Origin of the sequence: Micromonospora carbonacea (genome assembly GCF_014205165.1) — a bacterium.
GTDB classification, from domain to species: domain Bacteria; phylum Actinomycetota; class Actinomycetes; order Mycobacteriales; family Micromonosporaceae; genus Micromonospora; species Micromonospora carbonacea.
The window spans coordinates 550,315-566,556 of the sequence record NZ_JACHMZ010000001.1 but is presented as its reverse complement, the minus strand read 5'-3'; the positions used below and the strand labels follow the sequence as shown (position 1 = coordinate 566,556).

Genomic DNA, 16,242 nt, shown 5'->3' with positions numbered 1-16,242 from the left:
CCTACCAGCCCGGTCCGACACCCGCGCGGGACGGTCCGGCGGTGGGGCGGAAGCCTCGGGCCGGTGGCGACCGGATGCTCCCGTGCCGCGTCAGGCGAGAGCGGACAGCCTGGCGGCCCAGTCGCCGCCGGCCGGCGCCAGCTCGACCAGCCGGGTGTCGTCGTCGCGCCGGTCGATGCGGACCCGCAGGTGGGCGTCGACCAGTTGCTCGACCAGCCCCTCGCCCCACTCGACGACGGTGACCGAGTCGTCGACCGAGGCGTCCAGGTCGAGGTCGTCGATCTCGGCGCGCGGGTCGGCGGCGTCCCCCAGCCGGTACGCGTCGGCGTGCACCAGCGCCACGCCCCGGCCCCGTACCGGATCGGGCCGGTGCACGCGGGCGATCACGAAGGTCGGCGAGGTGATGTCGCCCAGCACGCCGAGGCCCGCGCCGATGCCCTGGGTCAGCGCCGTCTTGCCGGCCCCCAGCGGGCCGGTGAGCAGCAGCAGGTCGCCGGCGCGCAGCACCCCGGCGAGCCGGCGGCCGAACGCGTGGGTGTCCGCCACCGTCGGCAGCGCCGCGCGCACAGCGGCACCGGCCGCGTCGGCCCGGCTCACAGCCCCTCCAGGAAGCGGGTCAGGGCCCCGTTGACCTCGTCGGCGTGCTCCAGCATCACCACGTGCCCGCTGTCATGGATCTTGAGGTATTCGGCGTGCGGCAGCCGCCGGACGATCTCCTCCGAGTGGGTCACGGGGGTGATCATGTCCTTGTCGCCGACCACCACCAGCACCGGGGTGCCGGCCAACGCGGCCAGCGCCGGATAGCGGGAGTGGGTGGCCAGCGTGCGCAGGTAGCGGGTGACCGTGTCGGCCGAGGTGCGGGAGTTCATCAGCTCGACGTACGACACCAGGGCCGGGCTGGGCTTCGGGGTGCCGAAGCCGTACTTGCGGGTGAGCAGCCAGGCCACGTTGGACGTCGACTTGCGCGCGGCGTCGATCGCCGGCCCGCCGTAGCGGGTGGCGTTGCTCATCATGTAGAGCACCGGCGCGCCGACCCGGCCGAGCAGGGCCGGGGCGACGAGCTTCGTCTCGGCCAGCAGCCCGCCCGAGGTGGCCATCAGCACCGTGCCGACCACCCGGTCGCCGAACAGCTCCGGGTAGAGCTCGGCGAACGCCATGATGGTCATGCCGCCCATCGAGTGACCGACGAGCACGAGCGGGCCCTCCGGGGCGGTCCGGTCGATGACCCGGCGCAGCGTGCGGCCGAGCGCGGCGAGATCGTATTCGCCGGTCTCCAGCCGCCCCGACCGGCCGTGCCCCGGCTGGTCGTACGCGACGATGCGGTGCTCGCCCCGCTCGGCGAGCATCTTGCGCTGGAAGTGGAAGGTGCCCATGTCCAGACAGAAGCCGTGCACCAGCACCACGGTCGGGTGCCCGGGGACGGGGCGGGTCGGCTCCACCACCTCGACGTGGATGTCGGTGCCGTCGGGCAGCTCCAGCCGGAACGCCTCGTCGTAACGCTGCTGGCCGAAGACCTCGTCGGCGTGCGGGTCGGCCGGGTCCGCCTTGAGCCGGCGGACCAGGACACGCTCGCTCACCACGCCCGCCGCGAGCCCGGCGGCGGCCACCCCGACGGCCGCCCCGACGACCCCGGCCACCCGGCCGGCGGCGGTGCGCGGCCGGGGGATCCGGAAGCCCCTGCGCTCGCTCACGGCCGCTCGCCGTCGTAGACGCGGGGCACCCGCACCCCGCCGAACCGGGTGACGATCTCGTAGTTGATCGTGCCGACCGCCTCGGCCCAGTCGTCGGCCGTGGGCTCGCCGTCGGCCCCGGGGCCGAACAGGGTCGCCACGTCGCCGGCGGCCACCGGGTCGTCGCCGCAGTCGACGACGAACTGGTCCATGCAGACCCGGCCCGAGACGGTCCGCCGCCGGCCGGCGAGCTGCACCGGGCCGGTGTTGGAGGCGTGCCGGGGCACCCCGTCGGCGTAGCCGAGCGGCACCACGGCCAGGTTGGCGTCGGCGTCGGTGAGGTAGGTGTGCCCGTAGGACACTCCGCTGCCGGCGGGCACCCGCTTGGTGAGCATGACCCGGGCCCGGGCGGTCATCGCCGGGCGCAGCCCGAACCGCTCGCCGGCCACCGGGGAGAGCCCGTACGTCGCGATCCCCGGCCGGACCAGGTCGAAGTGGGTGTCGGGGCGGGTCAGGGTGGCCGCGGAGTTGGCGAGGTGCCGGTAGCGCGGGCGCAGCCCCGCCCGCTCGACCATGTCCAGCGCCTCGTGGAAGACCGCGAGCTGGCGGTCGGTCGTCGGGTGGCCGGGCAGGTCCGCGTAGACGAAGTGGCTCCACACGCCGACCACCTCGACCAGGCCGTCGGCCTGGGCCTTCGCGGCGGCCTCCAGCAGCGCCGGCCAGTCGGCGACGGTGGCCCCGCCCCGGGCCAGCCCCGTGTCGACCTTCAGGTGCAGGCGGGCCGGGCGCTCGGCGAGCCGGCCCGCCTCGACCATCTCGTCGAGCTGGGTGAGGCTCGCGGCGGCCAGGTCCACCCCGGCCGCGACGCCCTCGTGCAGCGGCAGGCCGGGGGCGAGCAGCCAGGCCAGCACGGGCGCGTCGATGCCGGCCCGGCGCAGCGTCAGCGCCTCGTCGAGGGTGCAGACGCCGAGCCAGTCCGCGCCGGCGTCGAGCGCGGCGCGGGCCGACGGGATCATGCCGTGGCCGTAGCCGTCGGCCTTGACCACCGCCATCAGCTCGGCGCCGGTGCCGGCGCGCAGCCGCGTCACGTTCTCCCGGATCGCGTCAAGATCGACCCGCACCTCGGACTGCCACATGCCCCTCAGCCTACTGACCGGGCCGCCGCGGGCTTCTCGATGTCAGGCAGGTGGCGGCATCCGGGGGCGAACGACCCCGCCATGTCGCCGGCATGGCGTCGATCGGCCCGCGCCGGCATGGCGCCGGTCGGCCCGCGCCGGCCGCCCGTCAGGCGAGCGCGGCCACCACCGGGCGGAGCGCGGCGGCCACCTCGGGCGCGGTCACCGGGCCCGACCGGGCCGCCTCCCGCCCGGCCAGCCCGTGCAGGTACGCCGCCGCGGCGGCCGCCCGCTCCGGGGCCAGCCCGGCGGCGAGCAGCGAGCCGAGCAGCCCGGCGAGCACGTCGCCGGTGCCCCCGGTGGCCAGCGCGGGGGTGCCGGTCGGGTTGACGTACGCCCGGCCGTCGGGGGTGGCGACGACCGTGCGGTCCCCCTTGAGCAGGACCACCGCGTTCATCCAGGCGGCCAGCCGCAGCGCGGCGGCGGCCCGGTCCGCGCCCGGTTCCTCCCCGCAGAGCCGGGCGAACTCCCGGTCGTGCGGGGTGACCACGATCGGCGCGTCCCGCTGGCGCAGCCGGTCCGCCATCGACCCGTCCACGAGCAGCGTCAACGCGTCGGCGTCGAGCACCACCGGCACCGGGGCGGCGAGCACCGCCCGCAGCTCGGCGGCGGCCTCCTCGCCGGTGCCCAGCCCCGAGCCGCAGACCCACGCCTGGACCCGGCCGGCGTCGGCGACCCGGCCGCTCGCGATCACGGAGGGGTGGTGCAGCAGCACGTCGGCGCGGGCGCTGCCGGCGTACCGGACCAGGCCCGTCGGGCCGGCGAGCGCGCCGCCGACGGAGAGCACGGCCGCGCCCGGGTACGCCGCCGAGCCCGTCGCCAGGCCCACCACGCCCCGGGTGTACTTCTCCGCGGCCGGGCCCGGCTCCGGCCACCAGTCGGCCACGTCGGACCGCTCGGTGACCCGCAGCGCGGGCGTGCCGCGCAGCCACGGCCCCAGGCCGATGTCGACCAGCTCGACCTGCCCGGCCAGCGCCGCCGCCGGGCCCACCACCAGGGCCGGCTTCAGCGCGCCGAACGCCACCGTCACGTCGGCCCGGATCGCGGTCGACCGGCCGGAGGCGGCCGGCGGCACGTGGCCGGTGTCCACGGCGACCCCGCTGGGCACGTCGACGGCGACCACGACCGCCCGCCCGCCGTCGCGGCCACGCAGGCCGGGCAGCTCGCCGGCCAGCCGGTCGGCCGCCTCGCGCAGCCCGCCGGTGCCGCCGATCCCGACGATCCCGTCCAGCACCAGGTCGACCACGGCGGGCGGCCGGTCCACCAGGCGGCCCCCGGCGGCGCGCAGCGCGGCCAGCCCCGGCGCGTGCGCCCGGCCCGGGGTGAGCAGCAGGGCCGACACGGAGGCGCCCCGGCGGGCCAGCCGCTCCCCCGCGTAGAGGGCGTCGCCGCCGTTGTCGCCCGTGCCGACCAGCAGCAGCACCCGGGCTCCGTAGACCCCGCCCCGGTCGGCGAGCAGCAGCGCGCAGCGGCGCGCCAGCCCGGCCGCCGCCCGGTGCATCAGCGTGCCGGCGGGGAGGGTGGCCATCAGCCCGGCCTCCGCCGCCCGCACGTCCGCGACCCGCCACACCGGTTTCATGCCGCCGCGCCCCGTCCGGCGTCCGCGCCGGGGGCGCCGACGCCGTCGCGGCCCGCCTGCCGGGGCCGCCCCGGACCGTCGAGGATCATGACCTCACCCTACCGGCGGAGGCGGCCGCAGGTTACCCGTCGGGTCGACTGTGGGCAACGCCTGTGGACAACCCGGGGGTACGACCGCCGCCCGTTGTCCACAGGGCGTTCCGGTCGGCGGGGCGGCTGCCTAGCGTCGACGGCGTCGCTGTCCACCCGTCGACGGCGGTGTCGCCGGCCCACCGGGCCGGCCCCGCCGCCCGTCATGTCGTGACGGGGCACCGAGCCGGAGGAGCCCACCGATGACCGAGGAGCCGTTCACCGTCCGCCCGGAGCTGCTGCGGGAGGTCGCCGGGGCGCTGGGCGACCTCGCGTACCGGCTCGGGCACGGGCTGTCCGGCGTGCCCGGGCTGGCGGTGCCGGCCCCCGGCTGGCGGTCGGCCGACGCCCTGGGCGGCCTGGAGTCGGCCGCGCACGCCTGGTGTGGGGCGCTCGGCGCGCGGGTCGCCGCCGCCCAGGGCGCGCTCACCGGTGCCGCCGAGGGCTACCAGGCGGCCGACGAGCGGGCCGCCCACCGGCTCAGGGTGCTCCCCCGGTGAGCCCTGCGGCGCGCCGGGGCGCGGGCGGTGGGAGCCCGGCGGCCGGCGGGGCGGGCGGCCCGGCCGGGGCAGCCGCCGGCAGGGCGGGCCGGGCCGGCGGCGTCGACCCGGCCGGCGGCCCCGGCGGGCGGGCGTCCCCCGCCGCCGCCGGGGGCGACGCCTATGCCCGGCTGTGGGCGGCCGACCCGGCCCGGTGGGCGGCGGCCGGCGCGGCCTGGCGGGGGCTGACCGGGCTGGTCGGCCGGCGGGCCGCCGAGCTGGACGCGGCGGCCCGCGCGCTGCGGGGCGGCTGGGCCGGCGCTGCGGCCGGGGCGGCGGGCGGGCGGATCGGCGCGCTCCGGTCCGAGCTGGCGGCCCTCGCGCCGGCGGCGATCGAGACCGACCAGGTGCTCGCCGAGCTGGCCGGGCGGCTCCAGCGGGCCAAGGCCCGGCTGACCGAGGCGGTCGCCCTGGCCGACGCCGGCGGGGTGCGGCTGGACCGGCGGGGCCGGGCGAGCGCCGACCCGGCGCGGGCGCGGCCGGGCCAGCCGGCCGCCGTGGCCCGGGTCGCCGCCGCCGTGGCAGCGGCCCTGGAGCTGGCCGACGCGGCCGACCGAGAGGCCGCCGGCCGGCTCGCCGAGCTGACCCGGGCGGCCGGCGCGGGCTGGGTGGCCCCGCCCCCGCCCTGGCGTCCGCCGCCGGGCGCCAGCCCGGCGACCGTCCGGTCCTGGTGGGCCGGGCTCACGCCCGCGCAACGCCGCTGGCTGGTTTCCCGGGAGCCCGAGCTCGTCGGCCGGCTCGACGGGGTGCCCGTGGCGGCCCGGGACCAGGCGAACCGGCTGCTGGTCGACCGGCGGCGGGAGGTGCTGCTGGCCGAGCGACGCCGGCTGCTCGACCGGCTGCCGCGCGGGCCGGTGGAGCTGGCCGGGCTGGCCCGGGTGGAGGGTGCCCTGACGGGGCTGGACGCGCTGGCGGCCCGGTTGACCGGCGGCGGGCAGCCCCGGGCGTACCTGCTGGGGCTGGACCCGGGCGGCGAGGGGCGGACGGTCGTGGCGCTGGGCGACCCGGACCGGGCCGACCGGGTGCTGACCTACGTGCCGGGGATGACCGCCGGCCTCGCCGACGCCACCGGCGAGCTGGGCCGCGCCGCCCGGGTGCAGGCCCGGTGCGCGGCGCTGGACCCGACGGCGTCCACCGCGGCGGTGCTCTGGCTGGACTACGACGCGCCGGACTTCCTGCACGAGGCCGTGCTGCCCCACCAGGCCCGGGACGCCGGCCCGGCGCTGCACCGGTTCCAGGAGGGGCTGCGGGCGACCCACGACGGCCCGCCGGCCCGGCGCAGACGGTGCTCGGGCACAGCTACGGTTCGCTGGTCGTGGGCACCGCCGCCCGCGACCACGGGCTCGCCGCCGACGCGCTGGTCTTCGTCGGCTCGCCCGGCGTCGGCGTCGACCGGGCCGACGGGCTGGGGCTGCCCGCCGGGGAGGTCTGGGCGAGCACGGCGCCCGACGACGGGATCCGGCTGGCCCCGGCCCCCGACGAGCTGCCCCGCCGCGTCCTGCGCGGGCTCAGCCCGCTGGCCGCCGTGCTGACCGGCCGGGACGACCACGCGCTGTGGTTCGGCCACGACCCGGCCGACCCGGGCTTCGGCGGGCGCACCTTCCCCAGCGGCCGGCACGGCCACACCGGCTACTGGGACCCGGCGAACCCGGCCCTGGACGGCATGGCCCGGATCGTCCTGGGCCGGTGACCGGCCCCTCCCGCAGGCAGCCGAGCCGCCGGCCCGCGGGCGGCTACTCCACGGTGACGGACTTGGCCAGGTTGCGGGGCTGGTCGACGTCGTGCCCCCGGGCCGCCGCGATCTCCGCCGCGAGCACCTGCAACGGCACGGTGGTCACCAGGGGCGCGAGCAGCGTCGGCGTACGCGGCACCCGGATCAGGTGGTCGGCGTAGCGGACGACCGCCTCGTCGCCCTCCTCGGCGATCACGATGGTGCGGGCCCCCCGGGCGCGCACCTCCTGGATGTTGGAGACGACCTTGTCGTGCAACATGCCCCGGCCGACGGGCGACGGCACGATGCAGATCACCGGGGTGCCCTGGTCGATGAGCGCGATCGGGCCGTGCTTGAGCTCGCCGGCGGCGAAGCCCTCGGCGTGCATGTACGCCAGCTCCTTGAGCTTGAGCGCGCCCTCCAGGGCGACCGGGTAGCCGACGTGCCGGCCGATGAAGAGCACGGTCGGCTCGGACCTGATCTCCCGGGCCAGCTCCCGCACCGGCTCGATCCGGTCCAGCAGCTCGCGCAGCTTGCCGGGCATCTGGTGGAGCTGGTCCACGACGGCGGCCACCTCGTCGGCGAACTTGATCCCGCGCACCTGGGCGAGGTGCAGGCCGATGAGATAGCAGGCGACGAGCTGGGTGAGGAACGCCTTCGTGGAGGCGACGGCGATCTCGGGCCCGCCGTGGGTGTAGAGCACGGCGTCGGACTCGCGCGGGATGGTCGAGCCGTTGGTGTTGCAGATGGCGAGCACCCGGGCCTTCTGCTCCTTGGCGTGCCGCAGCGCCATCAGCGTGTCCATGGTCTCGCCGGACTGGGAGATCACGATGATCAGCGTGGACCGGTCGAGGACGGGGTCGCGGTAGCGGAACTCGCTGGCCAGCTCCACCTCGCACGGGATCCGGGTCCAGTGCTCGATGGCATACTTCGCGACCAGCCCCGAGTGGTACGCGGTGCCGCACGCCACGATGAAGATCTTGTCGACGTCGCGCAGGTCCTGGTCGCTGAGGCGGACCTCGTCGAGCATGATCTCGCCGCTGTCGGTGAGCCGGCCGAGCAGGGTGTCGGCGACGGCCTGCGGCTGCTCCTCGATCTCCTTGAGCATGAACCAGTCGTAGCCGCCCTTCTCGGCGGCCGAGGAGTCCCAGTCGATGTGGAAGTCCTTGCCGGTGGCCGGCAGGCCGGCGAAGTCGGTGATCTCGATCGAGTCGGCGGTGATCAGGACGATCTGGTCCTGGCCCAGCTCGACCGCCTCGCGGGTGTGCTCGATGAACGCCGCGACGTCGCTGGCGAGGTAGTTCTCCCCGTCGCCCCGGCCCACCACCAGCGGCGAGTTGCGGCGGGCGCCGACCACCGCGCCGGGCACCGCCGCGTCGACGGCGAGCAGTGTGAACGCGCCTTCGAGGCGCTGGCAGACCGCCCGCATCGCGGCGGCGAGCAGGGGCGGGCCGTCGGGCTCACCGGCGGCGCGCAGGTCGGCCAGCGCGGCGGAGAGCAGGTGGGCGGCGCACTCGGTGTCGGTGTCGCTGCTGAACTGGACGCCGTCGTCCTCCAGCTCGGCGCGGAGCTTCGCGAAGTTCTCGATGATGCCGTTGTGGATCACGGCGACCCGCCCGTCCGGGGCGAGGTGCGGGTGGGCGTTGCGGTCGGTGGGGCCGCCGTGGGTGGCCCAGCGGGTGTGCCCGATGCCGGTGGTGCCGTCGCCGATGCCGATCGGGCTGGCGGCGCAGGCACCCGGGTCGGTGGCGGCCCGCTCGGCCAGCACCTTCTCCAGGTTGGCCAGCTTGCCCGCCTTCTTCTCGACCAGCAGCTCGTCGGCGCACACGACGGCCACCCCGGCCGAGTCGTAGCCCCGGTACTCCAGGCGACGCAAGCCGTCGAGCACGATGCCGAGCGCCGGGCGCGCGCCGGCGTAACCCACGATTCCACACATGGTCCGCAGCCTAACCCAGTTTCGCTCACCACGCGTGCGCAGAAGCCGGGTAAACAAGCATCGAGCTTGAGCGAATTGGGGGGTGGGCCGCTCTGGGGAACAAATCTCCCGGCCCGCACCCGGGGCGCCGCGCCGACGCGCGCCCGCCGGGCGGCCACCCGGCCGTACCCCCGGCGGCGGGCCGACCGACCACGACCGGCCATCCGGCCGAGGGTGGGCGTGGTCGGGGCGAGCCCGTAGGCTGACGCGGGTGACGACGCCCGCCGATGTCGACCCGCTGGTGGCCCGGATGCGGCCGTTCGGGACGACCATCTTCGCCGAGATGTCCGCCCTCGCCGTGCGGACCGGCGCGGTCAACCTGGGGCAGGGCTTCCCCGACACGGACGGGCCGCCCGAGATGCTCGCCGCCGCCGCCGAGGCGCTGCGCGGCGGCCAGAACCAGTACCCGCCCGGTCCGGGCATCCCCGCGCTGCGGGCCGCCGTCGCCGCCCACCAGCACCGGTTCTGGGGCCTGGAGTACGACCCGGACGACGAGGTCGTGATCACCGCCGGGGCCACCGAGGCGATCGCCGCGAGCATCCTCGCCCTCTGCGAGCCGGGCGACGAGGTGGTCTGCTTCGAGCCGTACTACGACTCGTACGCCGCGTCGATCGCCCTCGCCGGCGCGGTGCGGCGGCCGGTCACCCTGCGGCCCGAGGCCGACGGCCGGTACGCCTTCGACCCGGCGGCGCTGCGCGCCGCGTTCGGGCCGCGTACGCGGCTGGTCCTGCTGAACTCCCCGCACAACCCGACGGGCAAGGTCTTCACCCGCGAGGAGTTGACCCTGGTCGCCGAGCTGTGCCGCGAGCACGACGCGTACGCGGTGACCGACGAGGTGTACGAGCACCTGGTCTTCGCCGACGCCGCCACCCCGCACGTGCCGCTGGCCACCCTGCCCGGCATGCGCGAGCGCACCCTGCGGATCTCGTCGGCCGGCAAGACGTTCTCCTGCACGGGGTGGAAGGTGGGCTGGGTCAGCGGGCCGGCGTCGCTGGTCTCGGCGGCGCTGCGGGTCAAGCAGTTCCTCACCTACGTCAACGGCGCGCCGTTGCAGCCGGCGGTGGCGGTGGCCCTGGCCCTGCCGGACGCCTACTTCGCGGAGTTCTCGGCCGGGATGCAGGCCCGCCGGGACCAGTTGGTCGCCGGGCTGACCGACGCGGGCTTCGGCGTCCTCACGCCCGAGGGGACATACTTCGTCACGGTCGACATCGGCCCGCTCGGCGGGCGGGACGGGGTCGAGTTCTGCCGGTCGCTGCCGGCGCGGTGCGGGGTGGTGGCCGTGCCCACCCAGGTGTTCTACGACGACGTCGAGGCCGGGCGGCGGCTGGTCCGGTTCGCGTTCTGCAAGCGACCGGAGGTGCTCGCCGAGGCGGTCACCCGGCTGCGCAGCCTGGCCTGACCGCCCTTACACCGTGGGGCTGGCGGCGCGGACCTGCTCGGCGATGCGCTCGGCGACCTCGCGGGCGACGCTTTCGGTGGCCGCCTCGACCATCACCCGGACGAGGGGCTCGGTGCCCGAGGGGCGCAGCAGCACCCGGCCGGTCTCGCCCAGTTCCGCCTCGGCCCGCTCGACCTCGGCCCGCACGGCCGGCGCGGCGGCGCCCACCGAGCGGTCCCCGACCGGCACGTTGATCAGCACCTGGGGCAGCTTGGTCACCACGGCGGCCAGGTCGGCGAGGGTGCGGCCGGTGGCGGCCATCCGGGCCATCAGGTGCAGCCCGGTGAGCACCCCGTCGCCGGTGGTCGCGTAGGCCGGCATGACGATGTGCCCGCTCTGCTCGCCGCCGAGGGCGAGGCCGGAGCCGCGCAGCTCCTCCAGGACGTACCGGTCGCCGACCTTCGTCTCGATCAGCCGGATGCCCTGCGCGGACATGGCCAGCCGCAGGCCGAGGTTGCTCATCACGGTGGCGACGAGCGTGTCGTCGGTGAGCGCGCCGGACTCCCGCATGGCCACGGCGAGGATCGCCATCACCTGGTCGCCGTCGACCTCGACCCCGTCGGCGGTGACCGCCACGCACCGGTCGGCGTCGCCGTCGTGGGCGATGCCGAGGTGCGCCCCGTGCGCGACGACGGCCTCGCGCAGCGCGTCGATGTGGTTGGAGCCGCAGTCGTCGTTGATGTTGAGGCCGTCCGGCTCGGCGTGGATGGCGACGACCTCGGCCCCCGCCTCCCGGTACGCCACCGGCGCGACCTCGGCCGCCGCGCCGTTGGCGCAGTCGACCACGACCTTGATCCCGTCGAGGCGGTGCGGCACGGTGCCGACGAGGTGCTGCACGTAGTGGTCGGCGCCGTCGAGCAGGTCGTGCACCCGCCCCACCCCGGCGCCGGTCGGCCGGTCCCACGCGGTGACGGCGTTCGCCTCGACGGCCGCCTCGATCCGGGCCTCGATCTCGTCGGGCAGCTTGTGGCCGCCGACCGCGAAGAGCTTGATGCCGTTGTCGGGCATGGGGTTGTGCGAGGCGGAGAGCATCACGCCCAGGTCGGCCTTGGCCTCGGCGGTGAGGAACGCCACGGCGGGGGTGGGCAGCACGCCGACGCGCACGACGTTGGCGCCCGCGCTGGTGAGGCCGGCGACCACGGCGGCCTCCAGCATCTCGCCGCTGGCCCGGGTGTCCCGGCCGACCACGGCCAGCGGCGGATGGCTGCGGTCCGTCTCGGCCAGTGTGTGGGCGGCGGCCACCGCCACCGCGAGCGCGAGCTCCGGGGTGAGATCCGCGTTCGCGCGTCCGCGTACGCCGTCCGTGCCGAACAACCGGCCCATACCCGCCAACCTCCGATGAAATGGTGCAACAGCGAAAGCGAAACGGCCGGGCCACCCCCCGTCGAGGAGAGGTGGACCCGGCCGTTCGTCAGAAGTACAACGTGAAGCTGTTGATCAGCGCTTCGAGTACTGGGGAGCCTTACGGGCCTTCTTGAGGCCGTACTTCTTGCTCTCCTTGACCCGGGCGTCACGGGTCAGGAAGCCGGCCTTCTTCAGGGCCGGGCGGTCGTCGGGCTCGCTGACGATCAGCGCCCGCGCGATCGCGAGCCGCAGCGCACCGGCCTGGCCGGTGGTGCCGCCGCCGCGCAGGTTGGCGATGACGTCGAACGCCTCGGGCTTCTCGGCGGTCACCAGCGGGTCCTTGATGAGCTGCTGGTGCACCTTGCTCGGGAAGTAGGCCTCGAGGTCGCGGCCGTTGCAGGTGATCTTGCCGCTGCCGGGGACGATGCGCACCCGGACGATGGCCTCCTTGCGGCGGCCCACGGTCTGGATCGGGCGGTCGCCGCGGGGGGCGCGGACGACGGGCGCCGGCGCCTCGGTGGCCTCGGGGGCAACCTCGGTCTCGGTGATGTCGGTCATGCTGTTTCCTTCGCCCGCGCTCACTGCGCGATCTGCTTGATCTCGAACGGCGTCGGCTGCTGCGCGCCGTGCGGGTGCTCGGCACCGGCGTAGACCTTCAGCTTCTTGATGAGCTGACGGCCGAGCTTGTTGTGCGGGAGCATCCCCTTCACGGCCAGCTCGATGGCCCGCTCGGGGCGCTTGCTGAGCAGCTCCTCGTAGCCGACCTGCTTGAGGCCGCCCGGGTAACCGGAGTGGCGGTAGGCGACCTTCTGCTGGCGCTTGTTGCCGGTCAGCGCAACCTTGCCCGCGTTCACGACGACGACGAAGTCGCCCGTGTCGACGTGCGGCGCGAAAGTCGGCTTGTGCTTGCCACGCAGCAGCGTGGCGGCGTGGGTCGCGAGGCGGCCCAGCACGACATCAGAGGCGTCGATGACGTGCCACTGACGCTCGATCTCACCCGGCTTCGGGCTGTACGTACGCACAGGTCTACCTTGTCTCGTCGTCGGTCTGGGGTCGCGCGCCGAGGTGACCAGGACAACCCGGCCGGACCAGCGCGCACGAACGACCAAGCGTACCTGATGCGGCACGCCTCTAAATGTCGTACAACAGCAGGCAACGATACCCGGGGCCGGGTCGGCAGGTCAAAACGGGGGGCCGCCCGGCGCGGCCCCCCGTTTCGATCATGACCAGGGTCACACCCCGGCGCGGGCCATCCGGGAGCCGGGCCGCACGTACGCGACCCAGGTGACCACCAGCAGCAGGAGGAAGAAGCCGACGTAGAAGCGCAGCGCCGGCTGGATGCCGCCGTAGGTGGACTTGGCCCAGGCGTAGCAGATCGGCACGAGGAAGCCGCCGAACGCCCCGACGGAGGAGATGATGCCCAGCGCCCCGGCCGCCTGCCGCCGCATGGCCAGCATGGTCTCCGGGGAGCCGCCCAGATCCTCCCCCTTGACCCGGAAGATCTTGGAGATCATCCGGTACGTCGACCCGTTGCCGATCCCGGTCGCCACGAACAGCAGCATGAACGCGGCGAAGAAGACGCTCAGGCTGCGCTCCTGCACGGACCAGAGCGCGCCGTACGCCCCGACGGCCATCAGCACGAAGCTGCCGATGGTGACCCGCGCCCCGCCCACGCGGTCGGCCAGCCGCCCGCCCAGCGGGCGGAAGAACGAGCCGATGCCGGCACCGATGAACGCCCAGCTCAACGCGATGTCGGGCCGGCCGAACACCGAGTTGAGCAGGGTCGGGAACGCCGCCGAGTAGCCGATGAACGAGCCGAAGGTGCCGATGTACAGCAGCGACATGATCCAGGTGTCGGCGTGCCGCAGCGCGGACCAGACCGGCTTCACGTCCGCCTTCGCCTCGGCCAGGTTGTCCATGAACAGGTACGCGCAGACGGCCGCCGCGACGGCGAGCGGGACGTACATCAGGCCGGCCCGGGAGAGCGCGAGCCCGCCGCCCAACACGATCACCTGGGGCACCAGGAACTGCACGACCGCGACGCCGATGTTGCCGCCGGCGGCGTTGAGGCCCAGCGCCCAGCCCTTCTCCCGCTCCGGGTAGAAGAAGGAGATGTTGGCCATGCTGGAGGCGAAGTTGCCGCCGCCGAGGCCGGCGGTGGCGGCGACCAGCAGCAGCGGCACGTACCCGATCTCCGGGTTCTCGACCGCCCAGGCCAGGCCGAGGCAGGGCAGCACCAGCAGCAACGCGGAGACGATGGTCCAGTTCCGGCCGCCGAAGATCGGCACGGCGAAGGTGTACGGCAGCCGCAGCAGCGCGCCCACGCCGCTGGGCACGGCGGTCAGCCACAGCGTCTGGCTGGTGCTGAGCTGCCAGCCGACGTCGTCGAGCCGGACGACGACGATGCTCCAGAGCAGCCAGACCGAGAAGCCGATGTGCTCGGCGAAGATCGAGTAGACGAGGTTCCGGCGGGCGATCGACCTGCCGACGCCCCGCCAGAAGCCCTGGTCCTCGGGGTCCCAGTGCCCGATCCACCGGCCCGGCCGGCGTTGCAGGTCGATCTCGCCTGTGGGTTCGGTCTCGACCACCGTGCTGGTCATCCGCTGTCTCCTCCCGGCCGGGCGTCCACGTCGCCCGACGCCATGGGGACGGGCGACGGGCGGTTCCGCCAGCAAGTTAGGAGGCCGGGATTACCGGAACATTCGTCGCGGGAGTCGCCGACGCAACAGCCGCCGCACAGGACGGGTCGGGACAATGGTGAGATCCCGGTCGGGCTGCGGTCAGAGTTGTTGCAGGATACGCAATGCGCGGGCGACCCGCTGCATGGTGTCCGCGTCGGCCACGTCCACGCACTCGGTGAACCACTGCTTCATGGGCGAGGAGAGCCGGTCGGGCATCACCACGTGCCCGCCCATCGGCACGGCCAGCGGCGAGTCGCGCAGCAGCGCCGCCTCGACCACCTCGGCGACCATCACGATGGGCACGTCGGTGGAGTTGTAGACGTCGGAGCTGATCACGAGCCCGAGCCGCTCCCGGGCGCCGGAGATCCGCCAGACCTCCCCCCTACGCAGCACGCGGCCGCCCGGGGAAGAGCACGTCGTCGACCAGCGCCACCTCGCGGGCGTCGGCGACGGCGGCCGCTTCCAGGTCGAGCCCGGCCCGGTTGACGGCGTCGGCGTGCGCGGTGAAGACCTCGCGCAGCGCCTTCTCCCGGGCGGCCTGGTCCATCCAGGCGGAGAGCGACAGCCCCTCGCGCTTGGCGAACCGGCGCGCCTCCTCGATCGTCTCGTCGGAGAACGACAGCGTCACCTTGGCAGTCATGCCCCTCAGCCTACTCCCGGTGTGACCCCCGGTCATCCCCACTGCTTGGAACCCGGTCGCGACAGGCGCAATATTCGCAATGGCTTGCGGTTGCTTCGGACACGAGTGAATATGGAGTCCAGGGTGAGTTGTACGGATCCTCCAAACAACTCACGCAGAAGCAGGGGGGAACGGCCATGAGCGTCACCGCCACGATGTCCGTGCGGCCCGCCGAGGGCCCTGAGCGCCAACGAGTGGCCGAGATCGACGACTTCCTCAGGCGTCACCACCGCCGCCTCGGCGACGGCCCGACGCGACTCGTCTCAGCCAACGGCGAGGAGGTGCCCGTTCCCGTGCAACTGTTCGACCTGCTGCGCGAGATCGCCGCCACGCTGGCCCGCGGCGACGGCGTGGCCGTCAACGCCATCTCCCGGGAACTGTCGACCACCGAGGCGGCGAAGCTCCTGGGCATGTCCCGCCCCTCGCTCGTCCGCCTGCTCGACGACGCCACCATCCCGGCGCACCGGGTCGGCAGCCATCGCCGGGTGTTCCTGCGCGACGTCCTGGACTTCAGGCAGCGTCAACTGGAGGAGCGTCGCCGGTCGTACGAGGCGCTGATGCTGGAGTCGGACGCGCTCGGACTCAACGACGAGTAGTGCGTGCTCGATCGGTCACGATCGGTAAAGTGTCCCGGTGATCCCCAGCTCCCCCCTGGTGTTCCTGGATGCCAACGTCCTGTATTCACGGACGCTCCGCGACTGGATCTGCCTCCTTGCGTTGGAGAGCGCCTACGACCTCCGCTACAGCGAAGACGTCCTGGCGGAGTGGATGTACCGCCTGCGCCGCAAGCGCCCGGAACTGTCCGAGCACGCGATCGGCGGGCAGCGACGCAAGTTCGTCGCCGCTTTCCCCGACGGCATGGTCACCGGCTACTCCCCCGGTTCGGTGCCCTGCCCGCCCGACCCCGACGACCGTCACGTGCTCGCCGCCGCGATCCACGGCGGCGTCGACGTGCTGGTGACGAACGACCGACAAGGACGCGAGGCGTTCCCCCCGGAGTGCGTGCGAGACCGCCTTGAGGTCCACACCGCAGACGAGTTCCTGGACCACGTCGCGGGCGACTCGATGGCCCCGGTGTGGCGGGTCATGGCGAAGCAACTCGACTACTACCGGCGCACGCGGGGCATCGACGACTACACCGAGGCGGAACTGGTCGCCTTCCTGCGCAAGGCCGGTGCCGCCCGCTTCGCGGAGCGGCTGGAGCGCCTGCCGAGCCGACCGGAAAGGCTCGCCTCACGTCGGCGGACTGGCGCTGAGTAGGAGGTCCGGCGGGTTTCTCCTGTGCGGTGTGAGGTGCTCTTGACAGGACCGAAACAAACGGGA

At 74.7% G+C, this 16,242-nt stretch carries 16 protein-coding genes and 2 pseudogenes; 7 read left to right on the top strand and 11 right to left on the bottom strand.

The genetic code is table 11. The features are described from left to right. Positions 1 to 90 precede the first annotated feature (90 nt). The 4 genes from tsaE to HDA31_RS02605 all read right to left on the bottom strand — a co-directional run bounded on the left by tsaE (position 91) and on the right by HDA31_RS02605 (position 4,424). Positions 91 to 597, bottom strand: coding sequence for a tRNA (adenosine(37)-N6)-threonylcarbamoyltransferase complex ATPase subunit type 1 TsaE (gene tsaE, locus HDA31_RS02620; RefSeq protein ID WP_376701354.1), 507 nt, complete (start codon positions 595 to 597; stop codon positions 91 to 93). Next, on the bottom strand, positions 594 to 1,691 hold the full coding sequence (locus tag HDA31_RS02615; RefSeq protein ID WP_178066415.1) for an alpha/beta fold hydrolase: 1,098 nt from the start codon (positions 1,689 to 1,691) through the stop codon (positions 594 to 596). The genes tsaE and HDA31_RS02615 overlap by 4 nt, the downstream gene beginning before the upstream one ends. Further along, positions 1,688 to 2,806, bottom strand: a complete 1,119-nt coding sequence (gene alr, locus HDA31_RS02610; protein WP_178066416.1) for an alanine racemase — start codon at positions 2,804 to 2,806, stop codon at positions 1,688 to 1,690. Before alr ends, HDA31_RS02615 begins: the two co-directional genes overlap by 4 nt. Before the next feature lie 148 nt (positions 2,807 to 2,954). Beyond that, the gene (locus tag HDA31_RS02605; RefSeq protein ID WP_178066417.1) at positions 2,955 to 4,424 is read right to left on the bottom strand and encodes an NAD(P)H-hydrate dehydratase; all 1,470 of its coding nucleotides are present in this window, start codon (positions 4,422 to 4,424) and stop codon (positions 2,955 to 2,957) included. A gap of 331 nt (positions 4,425 to 4,755) precedes the next feature. Here HDA31_RS02605 and HDA31_RS02600 point away from each other — a divergent pair, with 331 nt between their 5' ends. The 4 genes and pseudogenes from HDA31_RS02600 to HDA31_RS31915 all read left to right on the top strand — a co-directional run bounded on the left by HDA31_RS02600 (position 4,756) and on the right by HDA31_RS31915 (position 6,781). After that, complete coding sequence (locus tag HDA31_RS02600) at positions 4,756 to 5,052, top strand: hypothetical protein (protein WP_074472559.1); 297 nt, start codon at positions 4,756 to 4,758, stop codon at positions 5,050 to 5,052. Continuing rightward, positions 4,935 to 6,296 (top strand): annotated as a pseudogene (locus tag HDA31_RS32850) (alpha/beta hydrolase); the annotation flags it as partial. The gene HDA31_RS02600 and the pseudogene HDA31_RS32850, both read left to right, overlap by 118 nt. Further along, positions 6,197 to 6,499, top strand: a pseudogene (locus HDA31_RS32845) (alpha/beta hydrolase); the annotation flags it as partial. The pseudogenes HDA31_RS32850 and HDA31_RS32845, both read left to right, overlap by 100 nt. Positions 6,500 to 6,616: 117 nt before the next feature. Next, positions 6,617 to 6,781 (top strand): hypothetical protein, encoded by a 165-nt coding sequence (locus tag HDA31_RS31915; protein WP_246384734.1) that lies wholly within the window; start codon positions 6,617 to 6,619, stop codon positions 6,779 to 6,781. A gap of 43 nt (positions 6,782 to 6,824) precedes the next feature. On the opposite strand, the gene glmS is transcribed toward HDA31_RS31915, so the two are convergent. Further along, positions 6,825 to 8,738 carry a glutamine--fructose-6-phosphate transaminase (isomerizing) gene (glmS, locus tag HDA31_RS02590; protein WP_074472558.1) on the bottom strand — a complete coding sequence of 638 codons (1,914 nt, stop codon included), beginning with the start codon at positions 8,736 to 8,738 and terminating at the stop codon, positions 6,825 to 6,827. Positions 8,739 to 8,988: 250 nt separating this feature from the next. On the opposite strand from glmS, the gene HDA31_RS02585 reads away from it, so the two are divergent. Beyond that, positions 8,989 to 10,176, top strand: coding sequence for a pyridoxal phosphate-dependent aminotransferase (locus HDA31_RS02585; protein ID WP_311774331.1), 1,188 nt, complete (start codon positions 8,989 to 8,991; stop codon positions 10,174 to 10,176). 6 nt (positions 10,177 to 10,182) lie between these two features. Here the strand turns inward: HDA31_RS02585 and glmM are convergent, their stop codons facing one another. The 6 genes from glmM to HDA31_RS02555 form a co-directional block, all read right to left on the bottom strand. Then, on the bottom strand, positions 10,183 to 11,538 hold the full coding sequence (gene glmM, locus HDA31_RS02580; RefSeq protein WP_178066418.1) for a phosphoglucosamine mutase: 1,356 nt from the start codon (positions 11,536 to 11,538) through the stop codon (positions 10,183 to 10,185). Between the two features lie 114 nt (positions 11,539 to 11,652). After that, a complete protein-coding gene (gene rpsI / locus HDA31_RS02575) occupies positions 11,653 to 12,117 on the bottom strand; it encodes a 30S ribosomal protein S9 (protein ID WP_043965609.1) in 465 nt (154 codons plus the stop codon). A 20-nt stretch (positions 12,118 to 12,137) separates the two neighbouring features. Then, a complete protein-coding gene (gene rplM / locus HDA31_RS02570; protein ID WP_043965607.1) occupies positions 12,138 to 12,581 on the bottom strand; it encodes a 50S ribosomal protein L13 in 444 nt (147 codons plus the stop codon). 210 nt (positions 12,582 to 12,791) lie between these two features. After that, positions 12,792 to 14,159, bottom strand: coding sequence for an MFS transporter (locus HDA31_RS02565; RefSeq protein WP_178066419.1), 1,368 nt, complete (start codon positions 14,157 to 14,159; stop codon positions 12,792 to 12,794). A gap of 180 nt (positions 14,160 to 14,339) precedes the next feature. Then, the gene (locus HDA31_RS02560) at positions 14,340 to 14,633 is read right to left on the bottom strand and encodes a type II toxin-antitoxin system PemK/MazF family toxin (protein WP_043966519.1); all 294 of its coding nucleotides are present in this window, start codon (positions 14,631 to 14,633) and stop codon (positions 14,340 to 14,342) included. After that, complete coding sequence (locus HDA31_RS02555) at positions 14,623 to 14,880, bottom strand: DUF6364 family protein (protein WP_178066420.1); 258 nt, start codon at positions 14,878 to 14,880, stop codon at positions 14,623 to 14,625. Before HDA31_RS02555 ends, HDA31_RS02560 begins: the two co-directional genes overlap by 11 nt. Positions 14,881 to 15,056: 176 nt before the next feature. Between HDA31_RS02555 and HDA31_RS02550 the strand changes: the two genes are divergently transcribed. Then, entirely contained in the window at positions 15,057 to 15,515 is a 459-nt protein-coding gene (locus tag HDA31_RS02550; protein WP_178066421.1) for an excisionase family DNA-binding protein, read from the top strand. Between the two features lie 37 nt (positions 15,516 to 15,552). Further along, the gene (locus HDA31_RS02545; protein ID WP_178066422.1) at positions 15,553 to 16,179 is read left to right on the top strand and encodes a PIN domain-containing protein; all 627 of its coding nucleotides are present in this window, start codon (positions 15,553 to 15,555) and stop codon (positions 16,177 to 16,179) included. The last annotated feature ends 63 nt before the right edge of the window (positions 16,180 to 16,242 follow it).

Bases quoted from the DNA above. Each gene is read 5' to 3' on its own strand.
- alr (WP_178066416.1), bottom strand. From the start codon at position 2,806: ATGTGGCAGTCCGAGGTGCGGGTCGATCTTGACGCGATCCGGGAGAAC.
- HDA31_RS02605 (WP_178066417.1), bottom strand. From the start codon at position 4,424: ATGAAACCGGTGTGGCGGGTCGCGGACGTGCGGGCGGCGGAGGCCGGG.
- HDA31_RS02600 (WP_074472559.1), top strand. From the start codon at position 4,756: ATGACCGAGGAGCCGTTCACCGTCCGCCCGGAGCTGCTGCGGGAGGTC.
- glmS (WP_074472558.1), bottom strand. From the start codon at position 8,738: ATGTGTGGAATCGTGGGTTACGCCGGCGCGCGCCCGGCGCTCGGCATC.
- glmM (WP_178066418.1), bottom strand. From the start codon at position 11,538: ATGGGCCGGTTGTTCGGCACGGACGGCGTACGCGGACGCGCGAACGCG.
- rpsI (WP_043965609.1), bottom strand. From the start codon at position 12,117: ATGACCGACATCACCGAGACCGAGGTTGCCCCCGAGGCCACCGAGGCG.
- HDA31_RS02565 (WP_178066419.1), bottom strand. From the start codon at position 14,159: ATGACCAGCACGGTGGTCGAGACCGAACCCACAGGCGAGATCGACCTG.
- HDA31_RS02555 (WP_178066420.1), bottom strand. From the start codon at position 14,880: ATGACTGCCAAGGTGACGCTGTCGTTCTCCGACGAGACGATCGAGGAG.
- HDA31_RS02550 (WP_178066421.1), top strand. From the start codon at position 15,057: ATGAGCGTCACCGCCACGATGTCCGTGCGGCCCGCCGAGGGCCCTGAG.